Below are 20,860 nucleotides of genomic sequence, written 5' to 3' on the forward strand. Positions count from 1 at the left end.
GAGGTGGGCGGGGCCGGCGGTGGCCGAGCGCGCCACGGGGATCTGGCGCACCATGGTGGGGGCGGAGCCGGTCCCGGCCACCGCTTCCGGTCACTCCGGGCGTCGACGCGAGAACGGGGGCGCCATGTCACCTCTGTCCCACGGCCGTTCGCGGCAGGAAGCCGAGCGCACCCTGGCGGTCGACCCCCTCCACACCGTCGCCGCGGGGCTCACCCTGGCCACGCCCGAGCATCGTCTCCCCGAAGCGCCTCTCGACCCCGAGACGGCCTACCGCCTCGTCCACGACGAGCTCATGCTGGACGGCAACGCGCGCCTGAACCTGGCCACGTTCGTCACGACGTGGATGGAGCCGCAGGCCGACACGCTGATGGGGGAGTGCAGGGACAAGAACATCGTCGACAAGGACGAGTACCCGCGCACCGCCGAGCTGGAACGGCGGTGCGTGGCGATGCTCGCCGACCTCTGGCACGCACCGGACCCGCGCGTGGCCGTGGGCTGCTCGACGACGGGCTCCAGCGAGGCGTGCATGCTGTGCGGGATGGCCCTGAAGCGGCGGTGGGCCCGCTCCAACGCCGACCGCTACCCCTCGCGCGAGGCCCGGCCCAATCTCGTGATGGGCGGCAACGTGCAGGTGTGCTGGGAGAAGTTCTGCACCTACTGGGAGGTGGAGCCGCGCAAGGTGCCCCTGGAAGGCGAGCGCTTCCACATCGACCCGGCCGCGGCCGTCGCCCTGTGCGACGAGAACACCATCGGGGTCGTCGGCATCCTCGGCTCCACCTTCGACGGGTCCTACGAGCCGATCGCGGAGCTCTGCGCCGCCCTCGACGCCCTGCGGGAACGCACCGGGCTCGACGTGCCCGTGCACGTCGACGGAGCGTCGGGGGCCATGGTCGCCCCCTTCCTCGACCCGGACCTGACCTGGGACTTCCGGCTGCCCCGCGTCGCGTCGATCAACACCTCCGGGCACAAGTACGGACTCGTCTACCCCGGCGTCGGCTGGGCACTGTGGCGCGACGAGGAGGCGCTGCCCGAAGAGCTGGTCTTCCGGGTCAACTACCTCGGCGGCGACATGCCGACCTTCGCCCTCAACTTCTCCCGGCCCGGCGCGCAGGTCGCCGCCCAGTACTACACCTTCCTGCGGCTCGGCCGCGAGGGCTTCCGGCAGGTCCAGCAGGCCGCCCGGGACGTGGCCCGGGAACTGGCCGGGAACATCGCCTCGATCGGTGACTTCCGGCTGCTCACCCGGGGCGACGAGCTACCCGTGCTGACGTTCACCACCGCGCCGCACGTCCGGGCCTACGACGTGTTCGACGTCTCCCGGCGCCTGCGCGAGTTCGGCTGGCTGGTGCCCGCGTACACGCTTCCCCCCGACCGGCAGGACCTGGCGGTCTGCCGGGTGGTGTGCCGGGGCGGCTTCTCCGCCGACCTCGCGGCCCGGCTGGTCGACGACCTCCGGCGCCTCGTGCCGGAACTGCGGCGGCAGCCGCGTCCGATGGTCGACGACCGGAAGACCGAGACGACGTTCCACCACGCGTAGCGCCGGGCGGGCGACGAGGCGACGAGGGGGGTGCGCGCGGCGCCGGGCCGCCCGCACCCCGCGGTCACTCCTGCTTCTTGCGGCGCGTGCCGAAGACGATCTCGTCCCAGCTCGGTACGGCGGCCCGGCGGCCCGGCCGGACGCCGTCCGCCTCCGCCTGACGGTCGGTCGTGCCGGTGAGACGGTCCCGGTGGCTGGCCACCGAACGGGGCATCAGCACGTCCGCGTAGGCGGCGCCCGCGCTCGCGGCGGTCGGCTCCGCCTGCTCGGCCAGCTCCGCCGCCGGCGCCTCGATCCCGTCGTCGTCCACGGGAGGCTGTTCGGGCACGACCATGTCGCCCCGGAAGCTCGGTACCGCCTCCAGCAGGCTGGTCAGGGAGTCCCGCTCCTCCCGCTCGGGGCGGGCGACCGGATCGGGCCGGGCCTGCCCGCCGTCCTCGCCGCGCTCCCTGGGCAGGCGCGCGATGCGGGGCACGAACGGGAAGCTCGGCTCGGGCGGCTCGCTGCTCTCGCCCACGAGCGTCCGCGCCTCGTCGTCCATGCACTGCACCAGACGCCGGGGCGGGTCGTAGCTCCAGCTCGCCGAGTGCAGCTCGCCGGCGACACGGTAGACGAGCAGGACCTCCCACGTGCCGTCGTCCCGCCGCCAGGAGTCCCAGCGGACGGTGTCCTTGTCCGCGCCGCGGACGAGGAGCCGCTCGGCCACGGTGTCGCCGAGCTGCGGACCGGTGTTCTCCCCGGGACGGCGCACCGGGGTCTTGCGGGCCCGCTCCGCCATGAACGCGCGCTCGGCCAGCACCGGGCCCTCGAACCGGCGCACCCGCTCGACGGGGATGCCGGCGAGCTGGGCCACTTCCTCGGCCGTCGCACCGGCTCGTATCCGCGCCTGGATGTCCCGGGGACGGAGGTGGTTCTCGACCTCGATCTCGATCTGCCCCAGCCGGGCCCGGTCGTTGCGGACGGCGGCGCGCAGCCGCTCGTCGATGGCGAGGGTGTACTCCGTGTTGTCGGCAGCCTTGAGCACCAGCCGTGTGCCGTCGTTGCTGACGGCCACGACACGCAGTTCGGGCATGGGGACCTCCCGGGTGGTGCCTGCCGACGTCACGTGCGTCGCTGCTCCCGCTAGACGAGTGTGACGGCCCGGGGTGCAGGCTGCCACAACCTTTTGCCGACTTGCCCGGCGTGTCGGGCCCGCAATCCGATCCGTCGCTGTGGCACGGTGACCGATTGGACACCCAGAGTGACCGATTCGCTCACTCTCCGCCACATCGACCGGACAGGGCCGAGGCCAGGGCTTCGACACTACTCCATTAGGGCCACGCCGGAAGGACCGGCGCGCCGCCTATGTTCTGGCGATGCAGGGGAGTTGACCGTATGGGGCCGGTTGGTCCCGAGATGGGGGCGGTGCCGGTGCGTCAGTCGCCGAGGACGCGCCGCAGGTAGTCGTTGCCGAAGACCCGGTCCGGGTCCAGCCGATCGCGCACGGAGGTGAATTCGGCGAAGCGCGGGTAGACGTCCGCCAGGTACGCCGCGTCCCGACTGTGCAGCTTCCCCCAGTGCGGCCGTCCTCCGTGCGCCGTCATGATGCGTTCGGCGGCGCTGAAGTAGGCCGAGTGCGGCGTCCCGCGGTAGACGTGCAGGGCGAGGTAGGCCGAGTCGCGGCCCTCGGCCGTGGAGAGGGCGATGTCGTCGGCGGGCGCGGTCCGCACTTCGACGGGGAAGTTGACGCGCAGGTCCGACCGTTCGATCAGGGCGCGCAGTTCGCGCAGCGCCGGCATCGCGGCGGCGCGCGGCAGCGCGTACTCCATCTCCAGGAAGCGCACCCTGCGGGGGCTCGTGAAGACCTTGTACGCGACGTCGGTGTAGCGGCGGGCCGACAGCGCCCGGCTGGCCGTCCGGGCGATGAACGGCACCGCCGCCGGGACGGCCTTGCCGAACGCGCACGCCGCCCCGAAGACGCCGTTGGACAGCAGCTCGTCGTCCACCCAGCCGCGCACGTGCGGCAGGGGGCGCGCCGGACCCGCCGAACGGTTGTTGCGCTTGGTGTTGCAGTTGTCGGTGTGCGGGAACCAGTAGAACTCGAAGTGCTCGTTCTCGGCGGTCAGCCGGTCGAACTCGGCCGTCACCCTTTCGAAGGACATCGGTTCCTCGCGGGCGTGCAGCAGGAAGAGCGGCTCCACACGGAACGTCAACTCCGTGATGACGCCGAGCGCCCCGAGCCCGATCCGCGCGGCGGCGAAGACGTCGGCGTTCTCCGTGGGGGAGCACCGCAGCACCGAACCGTCGGCGAGCACCATCTCCAGCGCGACCACCTGCGCGGCCAGGGAGGCCGACACGCGGCCGGTGCCGTGCGTCCCCGTGCTCACGGCACCCGAGACGGTCTGCTCCATGATGTCGCCCATGTTGGCCAGCGAGAGCCCCTCGCCGGCCAGCACCTCGTTGAGCTGCCTGAGCCGGGTGCCGGCCGCGACCGTCACGGTTCCGGCGGCCCGGTCTATGGTCCGCACCCCGCTGAGCCGCTCGGGCCGGACGAGCAGGCCACTCGTCACGGCGACGGCGGTGAACGAGTGGCCCGACCCGACGGCCTTCACCGGCAGACCGTCCTCGGCGGCCCGCCGGACGGCGGCGGCGAGCGCGTGGGTGGTGGAGGGTGCCACGGTGCGCCGGGGGTGGGCGGAGGCGCACCCCGCCCAGTTCTGCCACGATCCCGCCCTGCCGGCCCTGCTGTACAACGTGCTCATGGTCGTCGTCCCTCCTGCCGCGGCGGTGGGGCGATCATACTCACGCTCGGCGTGCGAACGGCTTTTCCGGGTAGACGGGCGGCAGCCGGGGCCAACAGGGGCCCGGACGACGGGGAGAGGGGACGTTCATGGCCGTCGCGAAGACCTGCGTGCTCGTGCTGGACAGTACGGATCCGGAGGTGCTGGCCGAGTTCTACGCCAAACTGCTGGGCGGCGAGGCACGCCTGGGGCGCCATCCCGACTTCATCGAGATCGTCGGCCCGGACGGCACCGCGCTGACCATCCAGCGCGACCACGGGTTCGCCCCGCCGACCTGGCCCCGCCCCGAGGAGTCGCAGCAGTCCCACCTGCACCTGCTGGTGGCACAGGAGGACATGGACGAGGCGGAGCGCGAGATCATCAGCCTCGGCGGACGTCCCCTGGACACGAAGGACAACGGCGGCGCGCACGACACCCGGCTCTACTCCGACCCCGGCGGCCACCCCTTCGCGCTCGTGGCCCGGGAGGGCCGGACCGCGCTCTGACGGCGGGCCCCGGCGGGGTCGCTCCACCCCGTCGAGGGCCGACCGTCAGACCTCCGCGTCGACGGTGGCGGCCCGTCCACCGGGAGCCTGCCCGGTCAGGGGCGGCCCCGGCGGTGTGGGGGACAGGCGCCGGTGGCCGAGCAGCGCGACCACGGCGGCCAGGACTCCGGCCAGGGCCGGGACGGTGTACGCGCGCTCCGCGCCGAGGGCGTCCACCGTCCGCCCCGCCACCGCCGCGCCGAGCGCCACGCCCACGGCGATGCTGCTGCTGACCCAGGTCATGCCCTCCGTCAGCCGGGAGCGCGGCACCATGTGCTGGACGAGGGAGACCGACGTCACCAGGGTCGGGGCGATCGCCAGTCCCGCCACGAACAGGAGGACGGCGAGGAGGGGCAGGCCGGTCACGAACGGCAGCGGCACCATCCCGGCGGTCACCGCGCACACCCCGGTCAACCAGCGTCGGCTCGCCGGTCCGGCCGGCCGCAGCAGGCCGAAGACGGCCCCGGCCAGACACGAACCGGCGGCGTAGGCGGCCAGCAGCAGGCTGGCCGCCGCCGGGTGTCCGTGCTCCTCGGCGAACGCGACGGTCACCACGTCGATGGCCCCGAAGATCACACCGACGGCCAGCAGCGTGCCGAGGACGACGGTGATTCCGGGGGTGCGCAGCGCCGAACCGCGCCGCTGCCCCTCCTCGTGCGGGATCACCGGCGGCTCCGTGGCGCGCTGGGACGTCAGCCAGAGGACACCCACCAGGAGGAAGCAGGCGGCGGCCAGGGGGCCGGCCTGCGGGAACCAGGTGGTGGAGAGCCCGATCGACAGGATCGGCCCGAAGATGAAGCACAGCTCGTCGACGATGGACTCCCACGCGTACGCGGCGTGCAGCTCGCGCGGACGGTCGCGGTAGATCGCCACCCAGCGCGACCGCACCATCGAGCCGAGGCTCGGCACGCAGCCGGCGAACGCCGCGCAGACGAAGAGGGTCCACACCGGCCACTCCCACACCGTCCCCGCCGTCACGCCCGCCACCGCCAGGGCCGTGACCACTGCGGCCGGGCGCAGCACCCGGCGCTGTCCGTAGCGGTCCACGGTCCGGGACACCTGCGGGCCGATGGCGGCCGCCGACAGGGCGACCGTCGCGGCCAGCGCTCCCGCCAGCCCGTAGGCGCCCGTCAGCTGCGCGACCATCGTGACGATGCCGATGCCGAGCATGGCGACGGGCATCCGGCCCAGCAGGCCCGCGGCGGAGAAGCCGCGGGCGCCGGGCGCCGTGAAGATCACGCGGTAGGGACTCGGCACGGCCATCCCGCCTGACAGGGAGTAAGGGACGTTCTGACCCAGACAGCTTACGGCTGCGGGGCCTGAACCGTTCGCGCCGTCCCGGATGGCAGGATCGGGACCATGCCCGACGAACGTCCGCACCCGTATGACGCCCTGCTGCTCCTCTCCTTCGGCGGCCCCGAGGGGCCGAAGGACGTGGTGCCCTTCCTGGAGAACGTGACCCGGGGCCGGGGGATCCCGAGAGAACGGCTCGAAGAGGTCGGCCAGCACTACTTCCTCTTCGACGGCGTCTCACCGATCAACGCCCAGAACCGCGAGCTGCTGGCCGCGCTCCGCGACGACTTCGCCGACCACGGCGTCGACCTGCCCGTCTACTGGGGCAACCGCAACTGGGGCCCCTACCTCACCGACACGCTCCGGGAGATGGTCCAGGACGGCCGCCGCCGCATCCTCACCCTGGTCACCAGCGCGTACGCCTCGTACTCCGGCTGCCGCCAGTACCGGGAGAACCTGGCCGACGCCCTCGCCACCGTGGAGGCCGAGGGGCTGCCGCTGCCCCGCGTCGACAAACTGCGGCACTACTTCAACCACCCGGGGTTCGTGGAGCCCATGACCGAGGGGGTGCTCACCGCGCTCGCCCAGCTGCCCGAGGCGGTGCGGGACGGGGCCCGGCTGGCCTTCACCACCCACTCCATCCCGACCGCCTCGGCGGACACCTCCGGCCCCGCCGAGGGGCACGGGGACGGCGGCGCCTACGTGGCCGAGCACCTGGACGTGGCACGGCTGATCGCCGACGCGGTCCGGGAGAGCACGGGGACCGACCGCCCCTGGGAGCTCGTCTACCAGTCGCGCAGCGGCGCGCCGCACATCCCGTGGCTGGAGCCCGACATCTGCGACCACCTGGAGGCCGTGCACGCCGACGGCGCCCCGGCCGTCGTCATGGTCCCGATCGGCTTCGTCTCCGACCACATGGAGGTCCTGTACGACCTAGACACCGAGGCGTTGGCCAAGGCCCGGGAGCTCGGCCTGCCGGTCGTCCGGTCGGCGACGGTGGGCACCGACCCCCGGTTCGTGGCCGGGCTACGGGAGCTGGTGCTGGAGCGGGCCGCCACCGAACGCGGGGAGGTGCCGCAGCGGTGTGCCCTCGGCGCGTTGGGGCCCTCCCACGACGTGTGCCCAGCCGGCTGCTGTCCGGCGCGCGCCCCCCGCCCCGCCGCCGCCGGTACCGGCAGCCCTTACCGCTGAGCCGCCGCGCGGCGGCTCAGCGCGCCGCGCGGCGTGGACCGCGCGCCCGACGCCATCCGACGAGGGAGAGACATGACCGAGCCGACCGGTCCGGCGCCGTACGCCGAACTGCTGGACGTCGCCCTGGAGGCCGCCCGCCGCGCGGGCGACCTCCTGCGGGACGGCCGTCCTGCCGACCTGGGCGTCGCCGCGACGAAGTCGAGCCCCATCGACGTCGTCACGGAGATGGACCTGAAGGCCGAGAAGCTGATCACCGGCTTCCTGGGCGAGCGGCGCCCGGACGACGGCCTGCTGGGGGAGGAGGGCGCGAGCGTCACCGGCCGCAGCGGCGTCCGCTGGATCATCGACCCCATCGACGGCACGGTGAACTACCTGTACGGGCGAGCGGACTGGGCCGTCTCCGTCGCCGCCGAACTGGACGGCGAGACGGTGGTCGGCGTCGTCCACGCACCGGCCCGGCGGGAGACCCACCACGCGGTCCTCGGCCAGGGTGCCCGGCGTGACGGCGTGCCGGTGCGCTGCCGGCCGGGCACCACGCTCGACCAGGCGCTGGTGGCGACGGGCTTCAACTACGTGCAGGCGACACGTGGCGCGCAGGGCGAGGTCGTCCGGGCGCTCCTGCCGCGGGTCCGCGACATCCGACGCTCCGGCTCGGCGGCGCTGGACCTGTGCGACGTGGCGAGCGGGCGGCTGGACGGCTACTACGAGCGCGGCACGCACCCGTGGGACTACGCGGCGGGCGACCTGATCGCCCGCGAGGCCGGTGCGCTGACCGGCGGACCGCCCGGCGCGCCGCCCGGTCGGGAGCTCCTGGTCGCGGCCTCCCCCGAGGTCTTCGGCGTCCTCCGGCCACTGCTCGCGGAGCTGGGCGCCGCACGCGGCTGAACACGGACGTCGGCGACCCCGCCCGTCCTCGGGGCGGGGCCGCCGTCGTCACGCCGGGTGCGGCCGGTGGGTCAGCGGCTGGTCAGGGCCGAGACCTCGACGCCGTACTCGCTGGCGAGCCGGTGCAGGTCCTCCAGCTCGGACTGCTCGACCTCCGCCAGGAAGTCGTCGCCGGCCTCGCGAGCGCGGTTCAAGTCGTGTTCCGTACTCCTTATGCGCTGCAGGAGCCCTGCGGTGAACGCGTCCATGGTGCGCCCCCTCGTCGTGGGTCGGCGGCACACAGGGTGCCGGGGGTGAGGTGATCACGGCGTGGTCCCTGGGGCGAGCGGTAGCCGGGAACCGTCCGGGCTGCGCCGGTACGGGCCTCCGCAGTGGCGTGCCGCCTACTGGGCGTGATCGAGGGTGTGCATCGTTCCTCCCCGGGCCGATCCTCAGGGAAACCTCAAGTCCCGCAAAATTCCCCCGGCAGCCGGGATCGCGCCCCCTTACGGCCGGTTTAACAGCGTTCGGGGCACGATGGAGACCGCACCGTCCCGCCGGACGGCGCGCCACCACCTGACCGAAGGAGAGGACGCCGTGCGCGTACTCGTCGTCGAGGACGAGCAACTGCTGGCCGATGCCGTGGCCACCGGGCTGCGACGGGAGGCCATGGCGGTGGACGTCGTCTACGATGGCGCCGCCGCGCTCGACCGGATCGACCTCAACGACTACGACGTCGTCGTCCTGGACCGGGACCTGCCCCTCGTCCACGGGGACGACGTGTGCCGCAGGCTGGTCGAGCTCGGCCTGCCGACGCGCGTCCTGATGCTCACCGCCTCCGGCGACGTGGACGACCGCGTGGAGGGGCTGGAGATCGGCGCCGACGACTACCTGCCGAAGCCCTTCGCCTTCAGCGAGCTGACCGCCCGCGTGCGGGCCCTCGGGCGCCGGACGACGGTCGCGTTGCCGCCCGTCCTGGAGCGGGCCGGCATCCGGCTCGATCCCAACCGCCGCGAGGTCTTCCGGGACGGCCGGCAGATCCAGCTCGCGCCCAAGGAGTTCGCGGTGCTGGAGGTGCTGATGCGCAGCGAGGGCGCCGTCGTCTCGGCCGAGCAGCTGCTGGAGAAGGCCTGGGACGAGAACACCGACCCGTTCACCAACGTCGTCCGGGTCACGGTCATGACGCTGCGCCGCAAGCTGGGGGAGCCGCCCGTCATCGTCACCGTGCCCGGCGCCGGCTACCGCATCTGAGCCGCCATGCCGAACTCCGCTCCTTCCCCCGCCGGCCCCCCGCCCGCCACGCCGCCCCGGCCGACCTGGGACCCGCCGGTCCCGCCGCCGTCCTACCCCTGGCTGCGGCCCACGATCCGCATACGGCTCACGCTGCTGTACGGCGGGATGTTCCTCATCGCCGGGATGACGCTGCTGGCGATCATCTACCTGCTCGCCGCCCAGGCCCTCCAGGACGGCGCGGCGATGCCGATCCGCATTCTCAGCGGCAAGGTGGACGTCACCTCCACCGCCTGTGACATCACGGGGCTGAACGATCTGAACGCCGAGGTCGACGCCTGCCTGGCGAGGCAGCGGGAAGCCGCCCTGGACTCCCTGCTGCAGAGCTCCCTGCTGGCGCTGCTGGGCCTGGCCGTCGTCGCCTTCGGGCTCGGGTACGTCATGGCCGGACGCGTGCTGGCGCCGCTCGGCCGGATCATGCGTACCGCGCGCCGGGTCGCCGGGTCCGACCTCCACCGGCGGATCGAGCTGGACGGGCCGGACGACGAGCTCAAGGAGCTGGCCGACACCTTCGACGACATGCTCGACCGGCTGGACCGCGCCTTCACCGCCCAGCGGCGGTTCGTCGCGAACGCCTCCCACGAGCTGCGCACGCCGTTGGCGATCAACCGCACGCTGCTGGAGGTGCAGCTCTCGGACCCGGCCGCCTCGGTGGAGGTGCAGCAGCTCGGGAAGACCCTGCTGGCGACGAACGAGCGCAGTGAGCAGCTGGTGGAAGGGCTGCTGCTGCTGGCCCGCAGCGAGAACGAGATCGTCGACCGCAAGCCCGTGGACCTCGCCGAGGTCGCGGGACAGGCCGTGGAGCAGGTCCGGTCCGAAGCGGTCGCGAAGGGCGTGGAGATCCGCGGGGTGCGGCAGCCGGTCTATCTCCAGGGCAACGGGGTGCTGCTGGAGCGCATCGCGCTGAACCTGCTGCAGAACGCCGTCCGCTACAACCTTCCCGAGGACGGCTGGGTGGCGGTGGACACGGAGGCCGTGGCGGGCCAGGCGGTGCTGACCGTGGAGAACCCCGGCCCGCAGATCCCCGCCTACGAGGTGGACAACCTGTTCGAACCGTTCCGGCGGCTGCGGACCGAGCGGACCGGCAGCGACAAGGGCGTGGGGCTCGGGCTGTCGATCGTGCGGTCCGTCGCCCGCGCCCACGGCGGCACGATCACGGCCACGCCCCGTGAGGACGGCGGTCTCCTGATGCGCGTGGTGCTGCCCGTCTGATGAGGAGGTCCGTGACGGAGGCGGCAGCAGTGGACCGTGGGGACCACGGGAAGGATGTGGCGTGAACGTGCGGCGGTCCGGAACGCAGCCGCCCGGTTGCGCCACCCGCCCGCGGGGTGTTCGCTGTGAGCGCAATACCGCGAGTATCGACCTCTTCGTGGCGTTGCGTCCGGTCGCGGAGCCCTTTGTGACCGAACACACAGGGGCAGATTTGGTTCGGTACGCTGCGTCTTCGACGACTCGGCGGAAAACACGATAAATCAGAGGTTTCCGCAGCTCCAGGCTGCGGGAAATACCGGAAACGGCCTGCGTGACGGAGCACGCCTCCGCCGCAGTACCCTTCTCCGGCGTCCGGCCTGGTCACCTCTTCAGGGGCCCGGTCGGGTGTCGATCGAGTAACAGACCTTGATGTGAGGCAAAATCTCCGCCTCGGGTCGGGCACAAGACCGGCCCCTCACGCGTTACGTGCGCTGAGACGTCACAGAACCCAGAGGGGGAGAACGACATGGCTACGGACTACGACACTCCACGCAAGACCGATGACGACCTCAACGAGGACAGCATCGAGGAACTGAAGGCCCGGCGGAACGACAAGTCGGCGTCGAACGTCGACGTCGACGAGTTCGAGCAGGCCGAAGGGCTGGAACTGCCCGGAGCGGACCTCTCCAACGAGGAGCTGGCCGTCCGGGTCATGCCCAAGCAGCAGGACGAGTTCACCTGCATGAGCTGCTTCCTCGTCCACCACCGCTCGCAGCTGGCGGCGGAGAAGAACGGCCACCCCATCTGCCGCGACTGCGCGGCCTGACGGGAGCTCCGCGTTCGTGACCGGTGACGACGCACGTGATGCCGAGCGAGGCGGCCCGGAAGGCGAAGCCTCGCTCGCACCCCGCGACGCCCTGCCCGAACCGGCCCGTCGGGCCGAGCCGGCCGACCCGGCCGACGCGACGGGTACCGCCGCGGCCACCGAGCGCCCACCACGGCGCACGGACCGCGGCAGGCTCCGTGCCTTCGCGGGGGCCGTCGCCGACCGGCTCATCGAGACCGCGCCCCGCATCCCCGTGCGCGGGCTCGCGACCCTCCGGGAGCAGTTCCCCGGCAAGGGGCCCGAGGAGATCGCCGACGCGCTGATCGCCGGGGCCCTGCGCGGGTCGGCCACCGTCGGCGCGGGCGTGGGCGCGGCCGCCATGCTCCCCGTACCGCCCGCGATGCCGACCGAGCTGGCCACCGAGATCGTCGGCGTGGCCTCCGTGGAGATCAAGCTCCTCGCCGAACTGCACGAGGTCTACGGGCTCCGCCCGCCCGGCGGCCCCGCCCGGCGCGGCTCCGCCTACCTCAGCTCCTGGATCCACCAGCGGGGCATCGACCCTCTCAGCCCCGCCACCGTCAACGCGGCCCTCGGCGGTCAGCTGCGCCGCGAACTGCGCCAGCACCTGCTGAAGCGCTCCCTGCGCAACCTCCCCAACCTCACGCCGTTCATGATCGGCGCCGTGGTGGGCGCGGCGATGAACCGGCGCGACACCAGGAAGCTCGCCGAGCGCGTCCGCGCGGACCTGCGCGAGCGGCAGGTGCCCTGGGACGTCCTCCCGCACGGCGCTCAGTCCCCGGAGCCCCCGGCGGCGCCCAGCGCCGACACGAGCCGCTGAGGGCGTCGCGTGGACAGGTACACGTACGGCGTCGGGTCCTGCGGGTCGACGACCTCGACGCGCACCGCCGTCGGGATGTAGGCGCGCAGCACCATGAACGCCCGAGGGTCCGCCCGGTGCGAGCGCCACGCCCGCGCCTCCTCCGCGTCCAGCGCCCTCGCCTCCCCCAGGGCGCTCAGCGGGATGCGGGCGCTCCCGGCGACCAGCGAGCCGGCCACGACGCGGACCCGGACCGCGCCGTACGCACTCAGCCCGGCCGCGGCCAGCGCGGCCCCCGTCACCAGCGCGGCCAGCATCGGCACCGGCCCCAGCGGAAGCACCACCAGCCCCAGAGTGAGGCCGAAGAGAGCGGGGACGGTCAGCCACCACGACCGGGGGGCGGTCAGTCGTTCGTCGTACGCCTGCATGCCCCTCAGCTTGGCACGGCCGCCCGGCGCTCGGGACAGCGGCTGCGGGGGCCGGGGGCGGGCGGCGGTAGGGTCTGCTGACGTGACTTCTCAGAGAACCTCGCTCACACCGCCGGAGGACGCGCGTGCGCCCGTCCGGCACCCGGAGGCGCCCGCGCCCGGAGAGCCCCTCGGCTCCCACTACGACCAGTGCTTCGGTTGCGGGACCGGTCAGCCGCACGGCCTGCACCTGGACGCACGCGCCGGCGAGGGCGTGGACGTCACGGCCGAGTTCACCGTCAAGCCCGAGCACCAGGGCGCTCCGGGGCTCGCCCACGGCGGTGTCCTCACCACCGCGCTCGACGAGACGCTGGGCTCCCTCAACTGGCTCATGCACACCATCTCCGTCACCGGTCGGCTGGAGACGGACTTCCGGCAGCCCGTCCCCGTCGGATCGGTTCTGCACCTGGAGGCCAGGGTCACGGCCGTGCACGGCCGGAAGATCTACTGCACCGCCACCGGTCGGGTCGGCGGCCCCGAGGGGCCCGTGGCCGTCCGTGCCGACGGCCTGTTCATCGAGGTCAAGGTGGAGCACTTCATCAGCAACGGTCGCGACGAGGAGATCCAGGCGGCCATGAACGATCCGGACCAGGTCCGTCGGGCCCGTGCCTTCGAGGTGAACCCGTGAGCGCGCCCCGGCCACCGGTGGACGTCCTGGTCCGCAGGCTGGACCCGGACGTTCCGCTGCCCTCCTACGCCCACCCCGGCGACGCGGGCACCGATCTGGCCACGACCGAGGCGTGCGAGCTGGCCCCCGGGGAACGCGCCGTGCTGCCGACCGGAGTGGCCATCGCGCTGCCCGACGGCTACGCCGCCTTCGTCCACCCGCGTTCCGGTCTGGCCGCACGCCTGGGCGTCGCCCTGGTGAACTCCCCCGGAACGGTCGACGCCGGGTACCGTGGAGAGATCAAGGTGATCGTGGTCAACCTGGACCCGCGCGGGACCGTGCGCTTCGAACGGTTCGACCGCATCGCCCAACTCGTCGTCCAGCAGGTCGAGAAGGTGCGCTTCCACGAGGTGGAGGAGCTGCCGGGGTCGGTGCGGTCCGCAGCGGGCTTCGGCTCCACGGGCGGATTCAACACCTACGTTGCGGTCGACGGCACCGAGGCCGCCGACCTGAAGGGACAGTGACGTGTTCGGTCGTCGCAAGCGCGCCGAGAAGCAGGAGAAGCTCTCGGCCGACATCGAATCAGCCGCCGACGAGGCGGTGGCCGATGACGCGGAAGGCGCGGGGAACGACGACGCGGGGAACGCCGCCCGCGTGAAGCTGCCGCCCGCACCCCGCCCGGACGGCCCCTGGGACGTCTCCGAGGTGGGTGAACCGGGCAAGGGCCGGGTCGACCTCGGCGGCATGTTCGTCCCCGGCGTGGAGGGCATGGAGCTGCGCGTCGAGGTCGCCGGTGACGCGATCGTCGCCGCCACCGTCGTCCTGCGCGACAGCGCCGTCCAGCTCCAGGCGTTCGCCGCGCCCAAGCGGGAGGGCATCTGGGACGAGATCCGCGAGGAGATCGCCGCCGGCATCACCAAGCAGGGCGGCGTCATCGACGAGACCGAGGGCCCGCTCGGCTGGGAACTGCGGGCCCAGGTTCCCGTCCAGCTTCCGGACGGCAAGGGCGGCGTGCAGGTCGTGCGGTTCATCGGCATCGACGGGCCCCGGTGGTTCCTGCGCGGCGTCATCTCCGGCCAGGGCGCCGTCCAGCCGCAGGCGGCGGGCCTACTGGAACAGATCTTCAAGGACACCGTCGTCGTGCGGGGGGACGCCCCGATGGCGCCGCGCGACCCGATCGTCCTCAAGCTGCCGCAGGACGCGGAGATGGTGCCCGACGGCGTCCAGCAGGACAACGCCGAACAGGGCTCCCGCTTCGCGGGCGGCATCGACAAGCTGGCCCGCGGCCCGGAGATCACCGAGATCCGCTGAGTCGCGTCCGCGCCGGGGTGCGTGCGCCCCGGCGCGCCCGGCGTCCGGCGGATCCCTACGCAACCTTGACGCCGGGGTGCCCGCGCGCCGTGTGGACCACTCGTTCGGGTGGCGACAATGGGGTCATGGCACAGGCACCCCGCGGAACGCTGCGGATCTACCTCGGGGCGGCACCCGGCGTGGGCAAGACCTACGCCATGCTCTCCGAGGCCCACCGGCGGCAGGAGCGCGGTACCGACGTCGTCGTGGGGCACGTCGAGCACTACGGCCGGCCCCGTACCGAGGCGCTGCTGCACGGCCTGGAGCTGGTCCCGCGACGCGGCGGGGAGATGGACACCGACGCGGTCCTCGCCCGGGCGCCCCGCGTCGCCGTCGTGGACGAACTGGCGCACACCAACGCGCCCGGCTCCCGTGACGCGAAGCGCTGGCAGGACGTCGACCGCCTGCTGGCGGCCGGGATCGACGTCATCTCGACCGTCAACATCCAGCACCTGGAATCACTCGGGGACGTCGTGGAGTCCATCACCGGACTCCGGCAGCGGGAGACGGTGCCCGACGAGGTCGTCCGCCGGGCCGACCAGATCGAGCTCGTCGACATGTCGCCGCAGGCCCTGCGCCGCCGCATGGCGCACGGCAACATCTACCGCCCCGACAAGGTCGACGCCGCGCTGTCCAACTACTTCCGCCCCGGCAACCTCACCGCCCTGCGCGAACTGGCCCTCCTGTGGACGGCCGACCGCGTCGACGAGTACCTGCAGCGCTACCGGGCGGAGCACTCGATCAGCTCCACCTGGCGGGCCCGGGAGCGCATCGTCGTCGGTCTCACCGGCGGCCCCGAGGGGCGGACCCTCATCCGCCGGGCCGCGCGGGTCGCGGCGAAGGGTTCGGGGAGCGAGATCCTCGCCGTCCACATCGCCCGCCCCGACGGCCTGGCCGCCGCCCCGCACGCCGAGCTGGCCGCCCAGCGCGGTCTCGTCGAGGATCTCGGGGGGACCTACCACCACGTCATCGGTGACGACGTCCCCGCCGCCCTCCTGGACTTCGCGCGGGGCGTGAACGCCTCCCAGGTCGTCCTCGGCTCGAGCCGCCGCAGGAGCTGGCACTACGTCTTCGGGCCCGGGGTGGGTGCCACCGTCGCCCGCGACTCCGGGCCGGACCTGGACGTGCACATCGTCACGCACGACGAGGTCGCGACCGGACGCGGACTGCCGGTCGGGCGGGGTGCCCGGCTCGGTCGGCTGCGCACCGTCACCGGCTGGCTCGTCGCCCTCGCCGGCCCCCTGCTCCTCACCCTCGTGCTCTCCGGAACGCCGCTCGACGTCGGCTTCACGAACACCGTGCTGCTGTTCCTGGCGTTCACCGTCACCGCCGGGCTGGCCGGCGGGCTGCTGCCCGCCCTGGTCTCCGCCACCGTCAGCTCGGCCCTGCTGAACTACTTCTTCACCGACCCCCGGCGCACCTGGAGCGTCACCGATCCCCACAACGTCGTCTCCATCGCGGTCTACCTGCTGGTCGCCGTCTCCGTGGCCTCCGTCGTCGATCTCGCGGCCCGGCGCACCCAGCAGGCCGCGCGACTGCGGGCCGAGTCGGAGATACTCTCCGTGCTCGCCGGCAGCGTGCTGCGGGGGGACGACTCCCTCGAAGGCATGCTCGACCGGGTGCGGGAGACGTTCTCCATGGAGGCCGCCGCGCTGCTGGAGCGGCAGGAGGACCACGGCCCGTGGGTCTGCGCGGCGGCCGTGGGCACCCCGCGCGGCGGCGGTGCGTTGCGCCGTCCCGAGGACGGCGAGGTCGACATGCCGGTGGGGGACCGGCGCATGCTCGTCCTCTCCGGGCGGGTGCTGCCCGCCGAGGACCGCCGCGTCCTCGCCGCGTTCGCCGCCCAGGCCGTGGGCGTCCTGGACCGTCAGCGGCTCGTCGGGCAGGCCGAGCAGGCCCGCGAACTGGCCGAGGGCAACCGCATCCGCACCGCCCTGCTGGCGGCGGTCAGCCACGACCTGCGCACCCCCCTCGCGGCGATCAAGGCCGCCGTCACCTCCCTGCGCTCCGACGACGTCGCCTGGTCCGAGGAGGACGAGGCCGACCTGCTGGAGGCCATCGAGCAGGGCGCCGACCGGCTGGACCACCTGGTCGGCAACCTCCTGGACATGTCCCGTCTGCAGACCGGCACGCTCACCCCGCTGATCCGCTCCATCGACCTGGACGAGGTCGTGCCCCGCGCCCTCGGCGGCGTCCCCGAGGGCAGCGTCGACCTCGACGTCCCCGAGACGCTGCCCGTCGTCGCGGCCGACCCCGGCCTGCTGGAGCGCGCCGTGGCCAACGTCGTCGAGAACGCCGTCAAGTACAGCCCGGCGGAGACCCGCGTGCTGGTCGCCGCCAGCGCTCTGCGGGAACGCGTCGAGGTGCGCGTCACCGACCGCGGACCGGGCGTGCCCGACAGTGCCAAGGACCGGATCTTCGAGCCGTTCCAACGCCACGGGGACGCCCCGCGCGGCGCGGGTGTCGGCCTCGGCCTCGCCGTCGCAAGGGGCTTCGCCGAGGCCATGGGAGGCACGCTGCACGCCGAGGACACCCCGGGAGGCGGAATGACCATGGTGCTCACCCTGCGCGCGGGGGAGGCCACCCCCCACCCGCGGGCGGACCTGCCCGCGCACGTCACGACGTGACCCCGCCCGCAGCGGCCGGGAACGGAAAGGAACCGCTCATGCACCGTGTGCTCGTGGTCGACGACGAGCCGCCCCTCGTCCGCGCCCTGCTGATCAACCTCAGGGCGCGCCGGTACGAGGCCGAGGCCGCGCCGGACGGGGAGAGCGCGCTGCGGCTGGCGGCCGAGTGGCACCCCGACGCCGTCATCCTCGACCTCGGCCTGCCCGACATGGACGGCGCGGAGGTCATCCGGGGCATCCGGGGCCGGAGCCGCGTGCCGATCCTCGTGCTCTCCGCCCGGCACACCTCCGACGAGAAGGTGGCCGTCCTGGACGCCGGCGCCGACGACTACGTCACCAAGCCCTTCGGCATGGACGAACTCCTCGCCCGGCTGCGGGCCGCCGTACGCCGGGCCGAGCCGGCCGGGGGCGACGTCGGGCTCGTGGAGACCGCGACGTTCACCATCGACCTCGTCGGGAAGAAGGTGCACCGCAGCGACCGCGACGTCCGCCTCACCCCCACCGAGTGGCACCTGCTGGAGGTCCTCGTCCGCAACCCCGGGCGCCTGGTGGGCCGGCGCGAACTGCTCCAGGAGGTCTGGGGTCCCGCGTACGGGAAGGAGACGAACTACCTCCGCGTCTACATGGCCCAGCTGCGCCGGAAACTCGAAGCCGATCCGTCGCACCCCCGCCACCTGATCACCGAGCCCGGCATGGGGTACCGCTTCGAACGGTGACGCCCGGTGACCGGCGCGTACCACCCCGGGACGGGCCGCCCGGCGTGCTCCCACACGCCCCGGTGACGCTCCTCACCGGGCCTTAGGAGCCGTCCGCGACCACGGGTACGCTGGCCCGTATGAGCGGTGTCCACGACTCCGAGAAGCGCAGCACCGGCCGTATACGGCGCTTCCTCGACCGGTTCGCCCCCGGTGACGGTGTGTCACGGCAGCGGGACGAGCAGGCCGCCGAGGAGGCCCTGCGGGGCTGCACCAAGATCTGCGACTGCGGCGACCGGCAGATCGTCAAGGTGACCGGGACGCTGCGTACCGTTACACTCCGGCCCCGGGCCGGTGTGCCCGCGCTGGAGGCCGAGCTCTTCGACGGTTCCGATTCGCTGGACGTCGTGTGGCTGGGCCGCCAGGCCATCGCGGGCATCGAGCCGGGCCGTACGTTGATCGCCTCCGGCCGCATCGCCATGAACCGCGGACGCCGGGTGCTGTTCAACCCGAAGTACGAGCTCCGACCCTGGGACAGGAGTAACGGGTGACCTCACTCGACAAGCCGGCGGCGCACGACGCGGCAACGGGCGGCGAGCCACCGGCCGACGGAGACGCGCCCGGCGACGGGCCCGGCGCTCAGGACACCGGGAGCCACGACGTCACGAAGGCGGCGATGCTCGACGCCTTCGGCGGCGCCCGCGGCATGGTGGAGACGACGGTGCCCGGGCTCGTCTTCGTCCTGAGCTACACGATCAACCGGGACATCCACGTCTCCGCCATCGCCGCCCTGAGTCTGTCCGCCCTCATGGCCGTGCTGAGGCTGCTGGGCAAGGGCACGCTCAAGCACGCCTTCGGCGGCGTCTTCGGCGTCGCGTTCGGCGCCGTCTTCGCGATGATGTCCGGCGACGCCAAGAACTTCTACCTGCCCGGCATGCTCTACACCCTGGGCCTGGCCGTCGCGTACCTGGTCACCGCGGCGGCGGGCGTGCCCCTGCTGGGCATCGTCCTCGGCCCGCTGTTCCGGGAGAACATGTCGTGGCGCACCCGCAACCCGGGCCGTAAGAAGGCCTACACCAAGGCCAGCTACGCCTGGGGTCTGGTCCTGCTGGCGAAGTCGGCGATCACCTTCCCGATCTACCTCTGGGGGGACGCCACCCAGCTCGGCTGGCTGCGCGTCGCGCTCGGCATTCCGCCGTTCCTGCTGTGCGTGTACCTGACCTGGATCTTCCTCGCGAAGGCCCCGGCACCGATCGACGTCTTCGCCGAGATGGAGGCGCAGGAGGAACGCGAGCGGGCCGCCGAAGCCGCCGCCGAGGCCGACTCCGCACGCTGAGCGCACCGCGCCCCCCGGACGGGCCCGGTGGGGGCGGCGGCACGGGGGTCACTCCGGGGCGCCGGTGTCCCCGGGCTCACGGCGCACCGACAGCAGCTCCTCCAGCTCCTGCTCGCGCGCCGGAGCGGCCACGAAGAGCAGTTCGTCGCCCGCCTCCAGCACGTCCTCCGGGCGGGGCGTCAGGACCCGCGAGCCCCGGATGATCGTCACCAGCGCCGTGTCCTCGGGCCATCCGACGTCGCCCACCCGCGTGCCCGCGAGAGCCGCCTCGGGGGCGAGCGTCAACTCCACGAGGTTGGCGTCACCCTGACTGAAGCGGAGCAGCCGGACCAGGTCGCCGACGCTGACGGCCTCCTCCACCAGCGCCGACATCAGGCGCGGCGTGGAGACGGCGACGTCCACCCCCCACGCCTCGTTGAACAGCCACTCGTTCTTGGGGTTGTTGACGCGCGCCACCACGCGTGGCACGCCGTACTCCGTCTTGCTGAGCAGGGAGACCACGAGGTTGACCTTGTCGTCACCCGTCGCGGCGATCACGACGTTGCAGCGCTGGAGGGCGGCCTCGTCCAGCGCGGAGATCTCGCAGGCGTCCGCCAGCAGCCACTCCGCCAGCGGCACCCGCTCCACGGCGATGGCGCTCGGCGCCTTGTCGATGAGCAGCACCTCGTGCCCGTTCTCCAGCAGCTCACCGGCGATCGATCGGCCCACCGCGCCCGCTCCGGCAATCGCGACTCTCACCGCTGGTGCTCCCCTGCCTCGTCCGGCCCCCGGTCGAAGACGGCCTCCACCTCGCCGACCTGCCGGCTGCGCATCATCACGTGCACCAGGTCGCCCTCCTGCAACACGGCCTGCGGGTCGGGCAGTATGGCCTCGCCCAGCCGGGTGATGAACGCGATCCGCACGCCCGCCTCGGCCTCCAGCCGGGCCGCGGCATGGCCGAACCACTCCGGGGAGACGTGCACCTCGGCGAGCTGCACGCCGCCCGTGGGGTCGAGCCAGAGCGGCTCGGCCCCGGCGGGCAGCAGCCGCCGCAGCATCTGGTCGGCCGTCCACCGCACGGTGGCGACCGTCGGAATGCCCAGCCGCTGGTAGACCTCGGCCCGGCGCGGGTCGTAGATGCGGGCGGCGACGTTCTGCACGCCGAACATCTCGCGCGCCACCCGGGCGGCGATGATGTTGGAGTTGTCACCGCTGCTCACGGCCGCGAACGCGCCCGCGTCCTCGATGCCCGCGTCACGCAGGGTGTCCTGGTCGAAGCCGACACCCGTCACCCGCCGACCGCCGAAACCGGAGCCGAGCCTGCGGAACGCCGTGGGGTCGCGGTCGATGATGGCGACGGTGTGGCCCTGGTTCTCCAGGGTTCTGGAGAGTGCGGCGCCCACTCGGCCGCACCCCATGATGACGATGTGCATGAGGCCGCTACCCCGCACCTTCCCCTGCTGCGATCACCTCGGTAAACACCGTA

Annotated in this window: 22 protein-coding genes; 15 read left to right on the forward strand and 7 right to left on the reverse strand. The window is 73.1% G+C overall.

The annotated features are described in order from the left end of the window. Positions 1-124: 124 nt before the first annotated feature. Positions 125-1,537 (forward strand): glutamate decarboxylase, encoded by a 1,413-nt coding sequence (locus IF129_RS14100; RefSeq protein WP_191209974.1) that lies wholly within the window; start codon positions 125-127, stop codon positions 1,535-1,537. A 64-nt stretch (positions 1,538-1,601) separates the two neighbouring features. Here IF129_RS14100 and sepH read toward each other — a convergent pair whose 3' ends face one another. Both sepH and IF129_RS14110 read right to left on the reverse strand, forming a co-directional pair. Then, the gene (gene sepH / locus IF129_RS14105; RefSeq protein ID WP_191209975.1) at positions 1,602-2,642 is read right to left on the reverse strand and encodes a septation protein SepH; all 1,041 of its coding nucleotides are present in this window, start codon (positions 2,640-2,642) and stop codon (positions 1,602-1,604) included. Between the two features lie 310 nt (positions 2,643-2,952). Next, positions 2,953-4,278, reverse strand: a complete 1,326-nt coding sequence (locus IF129_RS14110; protein ID WP_191209976.1) for a D-arabinono-1,4-lactone oxidase — start codon at positions 4,276-4,278, stop codon at positions 2,953-2,955. A 128-nt stretch (positions 4,279-4,406) separates the two neighbouring features. On the opposite strand from IF129_RS14110, the gene IF129_RS14115 reads away from it, so the two are divergent. Next, complete coding sequence (locus IF129_RS14115; RefSeq protein ID WP_191209977.1) at positions 4,407-4,802, forward strand: VOC family protein; 396 nt, start codon at positions 4,407-4,409, stop codon at positions 4,800-4,802. Between the two features lie 45 nt (positions 4,803-4,847). On the opposite strand, the gene IF129_RS14120 is transcribed toward IF129_RS14115, so the two are convergent. After that, positions 4,848-6,098, reverse strand: coding sequence for an MFS transporter (locus tag IF129_RS14120; protein WP_191209978.1), 1,251 nt, complete (start codon positions 6,096-6,098; stop codon positions 4,848-4,850). A gap of 102 nt (positions 6,099-6,200) precedes the next feature. On the opposite strand from IF129_RS14120, the gene IF129_RS14125 reads away from it, so the two are divergent. Together IF129_RS14125 and IF129_RS14130 are read left to right on the forward strand one after the other, a co-directional pair. Beyond that, on the forward strand, positions 6,201-7,325 hold the full coding sequence (locus IF129_RS14125; protein WP_191209979.1) for a ferrochelatase: 1,125 nt from the start codon (positions 6,201-6,203) through the stop codon (positions 7,323-7,325). Positions 7,326-7,397: 72 nt separating this feature from the next. Beyond that, positions 7,398-8,210, forward strand: a complete 813-nt coding sequence (locus IF129_RS14130) for an inositol monophosphatase family protein (RefSeq protein WP_191209980.1) — start codon at positions 7,398-7,400, stop codon at positions 8,208-8,210. A gap of 71 nt (positions 8,211-8,281) precedes the next feature. Here IF129_RS14130 and IF129_RS26745 read toward each other — a convergent pair whose 3' ends face one another. Next, positions 8,282-8,404 carry a hypothetical protein gene (locus tag IF129_RS26745; RefSeq protein ID WP_263576230.1) on the reverse strand — a complete coding sequence of 41 codons (123 nt, stop codon included), beginning with the start codon at positions 8,402-8,404 and terminating at the stop codon, positions 8,282-8,284. Positions 8,405-8,786: 382 nt separating this feature from the next. Between IF129_RS26745 and IF129_RS14135 the strand changes: the two genes are divergently transcribed. From IF129_RS14135 to IF129_RS14150, 4 genes are all read left to right on the forward strand, one after another. Continuing rightward, on the forward strand, positions 8,787-9,440 hold the full coding sequence (locus tag IF129_RS14135; RefSeq protein WP_191210113.1) for a response regulator transcription factor: 654 nt from the start codon (positions 8,787-8,789) through the stop codon (positions 9,438-9,440). 6 nt (positions 9,441-9,446) lie between these two features. Beyond that, positions 9,447-10,691: a sensor histidine kinase gene (locus IF129_RS14140; RefSeq protein ID WP_191209981.1), complete on the forward strand. Its 1,245-nt coding sequence runs from the start codon at positions 9,447-9,449 to the stop codon at positions 10,689-10,691. Between the two features lie 505 nt (positions 10,692-11,196). Then, positions 11,197-11,496, forward strand: coding sequence for a DUF4193 domain-containing protein (locus IF129_RS14145; RefSeq protein ID WP_191209982.1), 300 nt, complete (start codon positions 11,197-11,199; stop codon positions 11,494-11,496). A gap of 16 nt (positions 11,497-11,512) precedes the next feature. Further along, positions 11,513-12,334: a hypothetical protein gene (locus IF129_RS14150; protein WP_318153736.1), complete on the forward strand. Its 822-nt coding sequence runs from the start codon at positions 11,513-11,515 to the stop codon at positions 12,332-12,334. Here IF129_RS14150 and IF129_RS14155 read toward each other — a convergent pair. Then, on the reverse strand, positions 12,286-12,741 hold the full coding sequence (locus IF129_RS14155) for a DUF3093 domain-containing protein (RefSeq protein WP_191209983.1): 456 nt from the start codon (positions 12,739-12,741) through the stop codon (positions 12,286-12,288). The two genes, IF129_RS14150 and IF129_RS14155, sit on opposite strands and share 49 nt — an antisense overlap. An 82-nt stretch (positions 12,742-12,823) precedes the next feature. Between IF129_RS14155 and IF129_RS14160 the strand changes: the two genes are divergently transcribed. The 7 genes from IF129_RS14160 to IF129_RS14190 all read left to right on the forward strand — a co-directional run bounded on the left by IF129_RS14160 (position 12,824) and on the right by IF129_RS14190 (position 19,395). Then, on the forward strand, positions 12,824-13,408 hold the full coding sequence (locus IF129_RS14160; protein ID WP_318153738.1) for a PaaI family thioesterase: 585 nt from the start codon (positions 12,824-12,826) through the stop codon (positions 13,406-13,408). After that, a complete protein-coding gene (gene dut / locus IF129_RS14165; protein WP_191209985.1) occupies positions 13,405-13,911 on the forward strand; it encodes a dUTP diphosphatase in 507 nt (168 codons plus the stop codon). The genes IF129_RS14160 and dut overlap by 4 nt, the downstream gene beginning before the upstream one ends. Before the next feature lies 1 nt (position 13,912). Continuing rightward, a complete protein-coding gene (locus tag IF129_RS14170; RefSeq protein WP_191209986.1) occupies positions 13,913-14,698 on the forward strand; it encodes a DUF3710 domain-containing protein in 786 nt (261 codons plus the stop codon). Between the two features lie 125 nt (positions 14,699-14,823). Next, positions 14,824-17,364, forward strand: coding sequence for a sensor histidine kinase (locus IF129_RS14175; RefSeq protein WP_191209987.1), 2,541 nt, complete (start codon positions 14,824-14,826; stop codon positions 17,362-17,364). A gap of 38 nt (positions 17,365-17,402) precedes the next feature. Beyond that, the gene (locus tag IF129_RS14180) at positions 17,403-18,080 is read left to right on the forward strand and encodes a response regulator (protein WP_191209988.1); all 678 of its coding nucleotides are present in this window, start codon (positions 17,403-17,405) and stop codon (positions 18,078-18,080) included. Positions 18,081-18,199: 119 nt separating this feature from the next. Continuing rightward, a complete protein-coding gene (locus tag IF129_RS14185) occupies positions 18,200-18,610 on the forward strand; it encodes an OB-fold nucleic acid binding domain-containing protein (protein ID WP_191209989.1) in 411 nt (136 codons plus the stop codon). After that, on the forward strand, positions 18,607-19,395 hold the full coding sequence (locus tag IF129_RS14190) for a DUF3159 domain-containing protein (RefSeq protein ID WP_381479841.1): 789 nt from the start codon (positions 18,607-18,609) through the stop codon (positions 19,393-19,395). Before IF129_RS14185 ends, IF129_RS14190 begins: the two co-directional genes overlap by 4 nt. A gap of 48 nt (positions 19,396-19,443) precedes the next feature. Here the strand turns inward: IF129_RS14190 and IF129_RS14195 are convergent, their stop codons facing one another. Further along, a complete protein-coding gene (locus IF129_RS14195) occupies positions 19,444-20,133 on the reverse strand; it encodes a potassium channel family protein (protein ID WP_191209990.1) in 690 nt (229 codons plus the stop codon). Next, positions 20,130-20,807 (reverse strand): potassium channel family protein, encoded by a 678-nt coding sequence (locus tag IF129_RS14200; protein ID WP_191209991.1) that lies wholly within the window; start codon positions 20,805-20,807, stop codon positions 20,130-20,132. Before IF129_RS14200 ends, IF129_RS14195 begins: the two co-directional genes overlap by 4 nt. Between the last annotated feature and the right edge of the window lie 53 nt (positions 20,808-20,860).

The sequence above is a fragment of the Streptomyces chumphonensis genome, from assembly GCF_014779715.1.
Classification (GTDB): Bacteria; Actinomycetota; Actinomycetes; order Streptomycetales; family Streptomycetaceae; genus Streptomyces; species Streptomyces chumphonensis.